5 protein-coding genes and 1 pseudogene are annotated in these 5,271 nt (G+C 63.9%); all 6 read left to right on the top strand.

Annotation, left to right across the window (positions count from 1 at the left end; translation table 11 throughout):
- Positions 1-456, top strand: a pseudogene (locus tag WA702_RS07955) (phosphate ABC transporter substrate-binding protein PstS); the annotation flags it as partial.
- 102 nt (positions 457-558) lie between these two features.
- The gene (gene pstC, locus WA702_RS07950) at positions 559-1,557 is read left to right on the top strand and encodes a phosphate ABC transporter permease subunit PstC (protein WP_425109980.1); all 999 of its coding nucleotides are present in this window, start codon (positions 559-561) and stop codon (positions 1,555-1,557) included.
- A 3-nt stretch (positions 1,558-1,560) separates the two neighbouring features.
- Positions 1,561-2,448, top strand: coding sequence for a phosphate ABC transporter permease PstA (gene pstA / locus WA702_RS07945; RefSeq protein ID WP_425109979.1), 888 nt, complete (start codon positions 1,561-1,563; stop codon positions 2,446-2,448).
- A complete protein-coding gene (gene pstB, locus WA702_RS07940; protein ID WP_425109978.1) occupies positions 2,445-3,266 on the top strand; it encodes a phosphate ABC transporter ATP-binding protein PstB in 822 nt (273 codons plus the stop codon). Before pstA ends, pstB begins: the two co-directional genes overlap by 4 nt.
- Before the next feature lie 32 nt (positions 3,267-3,298).
- The gene (gene phoU, locus WA702_RS07935) at positions 3,299-4,015 is read left to right on the top strand and encodes a phosphate signaling complex protein PhoU (protein WP_425109977.1); all 717 of its coding nucleotides are present in this window, start codon (positions 3,299-3,301) and stop codon (positions 4,013-4,015) included.
- A 28-nt stretch (positions 4,016-4,043) separates the two neighbouring features.
- Positions 4,044-4,754: a phosphate regulon transcriptional regulator PhoB gene (gene phoB, locus WA702_RS07930; RefSeq protein ID WP_425109976.1), complete on the top strand. Its 711-nt coding sequence runs from the start codon at positions 4,044-4,046 to the stop codon at positions 4,752-4,754.
- The last annotated feature ends 517 nt before the right edge of the window (positions 4,755-5,271 follow it).

Below are 5,271 nucleotides of genomic sequence, written 5' to 3'. Positions count from 1 at the left end.
GTCGAGTGGCCGGTCGGCGTCGGCGCCAAGGGCAACGAAGGCGTGGCCGCCAATGTCGGTCAGACCAAGAACTCGATCGGCTATGTCGAGTACGCCTATGCCAAGCAGAACAAGCTGACCTACACCGCTCTGGTCAATCATGCCGGCAAGGCCGTGCAGCCGACCAACGAAGGCTTCCAGGCCGCTGCCGCCAACGCCGACTGGGCTCATGCTCCGGGCTACTACCTGATCCTGACCGACCAGCCGGGCGACAAGTCCTGGCCGATCGTCGCCTCGACCTTCATCCTGCTGCACAAGGACGCGGCCGACAAGGCGCCGACCCAGGACGCGCTCAAGTTCTTCAAGTACGCGTTCGAGAAGGGCGGCAAGATGGCTGAAGAGCTCGATTACGTTCCGATGCCGGAAGCCGTGATCCAGCAGATCGAGAAGACCTGGTCGTCCGAGATCAAGAGCTAAGGCTCGCTCATCGATACGGTTCTCCTCTCCCTGCGCAGCAGGGAGAGGGATGCCTCTGGGGGCACGCGGGTGTTGGAAAAACAGGGGTCTGGCGTGGCAGACATGGCCGTTCAAAGCGATGCTGACGGAATTGCCGCCGCAGCGGGCCCTTACGATCGCGCTCGCGCGCTATCGGCTTTCAAGCTCGGCGATGTCACCTTCTACTGGATCACGCGGCTGTCCGCGATCTCGGTGTTGCTGATCCTCTGTGGCATCATCATCTCGCTGATCATCGGCGCATGGCCGGCGATGCGCGAATACGGCTTCTCGTTTCTGACCACGCAGCGCTGGGCGCCGCAGGCCGATCCGCCGGTGCTCGGCGCGCTTGGTCCCATCTATGGCACGCTGGTCACTTCCTTCATCGCGATGCTGATCGCCATTCCGGTCGGTCTCGGCATCGCGATCTTCCTGACCGAGTTGTGCCCGCAATGGCTGCGTCGCCCGATCGGCATCGCCATCGAGCTGCTCGCCGGCATCCCCTCCATCATCTACGGCATGTGGGGCTTCTTCGTGCTGGGACCGTTCCTGGCCTATACGTTCCAGCCGTTCATGATCAGTCTGTGCGCCAATATCCCGGTGCTGCAGAATATTTTCGCAGGTCCGCCGTCCTATCTCAGCCTGTTCAACGCCTCGCTGATCCTCGCCATCATGGTGCTGCCCTTCATCACCTCGATCTCGGTCGACGTGTTCAAGACGGTGCCGCCGGTGCTGAAGGAAGCGGCCTATGGCGTCGGCTGCACCACCTGGGAGGTCGTGCGTAGCGTCGTCATCCCCTATACGCGGGTCGGCGTGATCGGTGGCGTCATGCTGGCGCTGGGCCGCGCGCTCGGCGAGACCATGGCGGTGACCTTCATCATCGGCAATTCGTTCCGCATCTCTTCGTCGATCTTCGCGCCAGGCACCACGATTTCGGCCGCGATCGCCTCCGAATTCGCCGAGAGCGACGGGTTGCATCAATCGAGCCTGATCCTGCTCGGCCTCCTGTTGTTCGTGCTGACCTTCTTCGTGCTCGCCGGCGCCCGCCTGATGCTGATGCGGCTCGAAACCAGAGCGGGGAAATAGGCCATGACTGCTGTGGACTCCGCGGCCGATATCCCGGTCAATTCCGTCAATCCGATCTATGCGCGCCGCCGCCGCAAGGACATCGTGATCCGTGCGCTGTGCGTCGGCGCCGCTTTGTTCGGCGTCACCTGGCTGGCGCTGATCCTGATCGACCTGTTCTACCAAGGCCTCGCCGGTCTGACCTTGCAGGTGTTCACGTCCGACACGCCGCCGCCCGGCTCGACCGAAGGCGGCCTGCGCAACGCTATCGTCGGCTCTGTTATCATGACCGTGATCGGGGTCGGGATTGGCGCGCCGCTCGGCCTGTTCGCGGGCACCTATCTTGCCGAATACGGCCGCAACGACCGGCTGACCTCGGTGATCCGCTTCATCAACGACATCCTGCTGTCGGCGCCTTCGATCATCATCGGCCTGTTTATTTACGGCGCCGTGGTGGTGCCGATGGGCGGCTTCTCGGCGCTCGCCGGCTGTCTCGCGCTCGCCGTGATCGTGATCCCGGTGGTGCTGCGCACCACCGAAGACATGCTGCTGCTGGTGCCGAACCCGTTGCGCGAGGCGGCCTCCGCGCTCGGCCTGCCGCGCTCGCTGGTGATCCGCCGCATCGCCTACCGCGCAGCGCGCTCGGGTCTCATCACCGGAATTCTGCTCGCAACCGCGCGCGTTGCCGGCGAGACCGCCCCGCTGTTGTTCACCGCGCTGTCGAACCAGTTCTGGAGCCTGAAGCTGACCTCGACGATGGCCAACCTGCCGGTGACCATCAACAACTTCGTCCAGAGCCCCTACGCTTATTGGAAGCAGCTCGCTTGGAGCGGCGCGCTGCTGATCACGATGACCGTGCTCGCCCTGAACATCTGTGCACGCGTGCTTGGCGCCGAGAGGAGCACAAAATGACCGATCTGTCCGTTTCCGTGTCCAGCCCCACCGGCGCGCTTCCCGCAAAATCCCTGCCGGAAGCCCCGGCGAAGGTGACCGCGCGCAATTTGAATTTCTATTACGGCGAGCACCACGCGCTGAAGAACATCAATCTGTCGCTCGGCACCAACCGGGTCACGGCGTTCATCGGCCCGTCCGGCTGCGGCAAGTCGACGCTTCTGCGCATCTTCAACCGGATGTACGACCTCTACCCAGGCCAGCGCGCGACCGGCCAGCTGATGCTTGATAATACCAACATTCTCGACTCCAAACTCGATCTCAACCTGTTGCGCGCCCGGGTCGGCATGGTGTTCCAGAAGCCGACGCCGTTCCCGATGACCATCTACGAGAACATCGCGTTCGGCATCCGTCTCTATGAGAAGATCTCCAAGTCCGAGATGGACGACCGCGTCGAGAAGGCGCTGCGTGGCGGTGCGCTGTGGAACGAGGTCAAGGACAAACTCAATGCTTCGGGCCTGTCGCTCTCCGGCGGCCAGCAACAGCGGCTCTGCATCGCGCGCACCGTCGCGGTGCGGCCCGAGGTGATTCTGTTCGACGAGCCGTGCTCGGCGCTCGACCCGATCTCGACCGCCAAGGTCGAGGAGCTGATCCAGGAGCTCTCCGAGAGCTACACGATCGCGATCGTCACCCACAACATGCAGCAGGCCGCGCGCGTATCCGACAAGACGGCCTTCATGTACCTTGGTGAACTGATCGAATTCGACGACACCAGCAAGATCTTCACCTCGCCGAGCGATCGGCGGACCCAGGATTACATCACCGGCCGTTTCGGCTGACGCCGGACAGACGCATTGCCGAGGAGAGTTTCATGGCCAGCGAGCATACAGCCAAGGCATTCGACAGCGATCTGCAGGAGTTGACCCGTCTGGTCGCTGAAATGGGCGGCCTCGCCGAGCGGCTGATCACCGACTCCGTCGACGCGCTGGTGCGCCGCGACGTCGCTCTCGGTCAGCGCGTGGTGGCGACCGATGCGGAGATCGACGGTTTGCAGCGCGTCATCGAGGAGCGCGCGGTGCTCACCATCGCCCGCCGTCAGCCGATGGCGATCGATTTGCGCGAGATCGTCGGCGCCATGCGCGTCGCGACCGATCTGGAGCGGATCGGCGACCTCGCCAAGAACATCGGCAAGCGCGTCGCGGCGTTGGAGAGCGATTTCCACCCGTTGAAGCTGATCCGTGGCCTCGAGCACATGACCGACCTGGTGCAGTCGCAGGTCAAGACGGTGCTGGATGCCTATGCCGCGCATGATCTGCCGGCGGCGATGAACGTGTGGAAGGGCGACGAGGAGATCGATGCCATCTGCACGTCGCTGTTCCGCGAGCTCCTGACCTACATGATGGAGGACCCGCGCAACATTTCATTTTGTATCCACCTGATGTTCTGCGCCAAGAACATCGAGCGGATCGGCGACCACGCGACCAACATCGCGGAAACCGTGTTCTACATGATCGAGGGCCAGCAGATGGTCGACAAGCGCCCGAAGGGCGACATGACGACGTTCGCGGCCACGATCCCTGGCAACTAAAGCCCGGCAACTAGGAGAGACGTTGGCAATGAGCGCGCGCATTCTGGTGGTTGAAGACGAGGAAGCGCTGACCACGCTGCTGCGCTACAATCTCGAGACCGAGGGCTATGAGGTCGAAACGGTGGAGCGCGGCGATGACGCCGACACCCGCCTGAAGGAGCGGGTGCCCGATCTCGTGGTGCTGGACTGGATGATGCCGGGCCTGTCCGGCATCGAGCTGTGCCGGCGCCTGCGCGCGCGGCCCGAGACCAAGCAGCTGCCGATCATCATGCTGACCGCACGCGGCGAGGAGAGCGAGCGCGTGCGTGGCCTCGCCACCGGCGCCGACGACTACATCGTCAAGCCGTTCTCGGTGCCGGAGCTGCTGCAGCGGGTGAAGGGCCTGTTGCGGCGCGCGAGCCCCGAGCGGCTCGCCACCGTGCTCGCCTATGGCGATATCGAGCTCGACCGCGAGAAGCGCCGCGTGGCGCGGTCCGGCCGGCCAATCGATCTCGGCCCGACCGAATACCGCCTGCTCGAATTCTTCCTTGAGCATCCCGGCCGCGTGTTCTCTCGCGAGCAGCTGCTCGACAGCGTTTGGGGCCGCGACATCTACATCGACGAACGCACCGTCGACGTCCATATCGGCCGCCTGCGCAAGCTGCTCAACCCCGGCCGCGAGCAGGATCCGATCCGCACCGTGCGCGGTGCCGGCTACGCGCTCGACGACCGGTTCGCCAAGGCGGAGTCGTCGAGCTGACAAACTTCGACGAAGCCCGTCTTCAGACCAAACTATCAAAACACCAGCTATCAAAAGCGAGTCGTCGGCTTCGATCTTTCGTTGATGCAGCTGCCGTTGGATTGGCATAATCGTCGTCGCTGCCAAGTGCGCAAATCCGCGCAGGGACTCATTACGTCCGGCGTCAGCCGTTGAAGTAGGTGGGAGCTGGCAGCCGAGTGAACGCCGTCGTCCCCGCGCCCGCCGGGACCCATAACAACTCATGTTTGTTGTTGGAGTTTGTTGGATCGGCCTTGCCTCATAACCGCGCACTGGAGAGCCTTATGCGGAAAAACCACCCATACGGTTCGGAGGCAGGGGAGGCCGAAGGCCTTCCCTACCCCTATCGGCAGGGAGCGTCGATCCAGCCGGGCTCGCTACCGCCCGAACAGCCGATCCACCAGCCAGCCGTCGAGGCCAGCGGCGGCTTGAGGCCGCACGTTGGCGTGCTGCGCCGGTGCCGATGCGCGGCCGCCGCCCGCATAGCCGCCGCTCGCGT

Origin of the sequence: Bradyrhizobium sp., from assembly GCF_049798375.1 — a bacterium.
Lineage (GTDB): Bacteria > Pseudomonadota > Alphaproteobacteria > Rhizobiales > Xanthobacteraceae > Bradyrhizobium.
The sequence above is the reverse complement of the archived record's forward strand: the minus strand, read 5'-3'. Positions and strand labels throughout refer to the sequence as shown.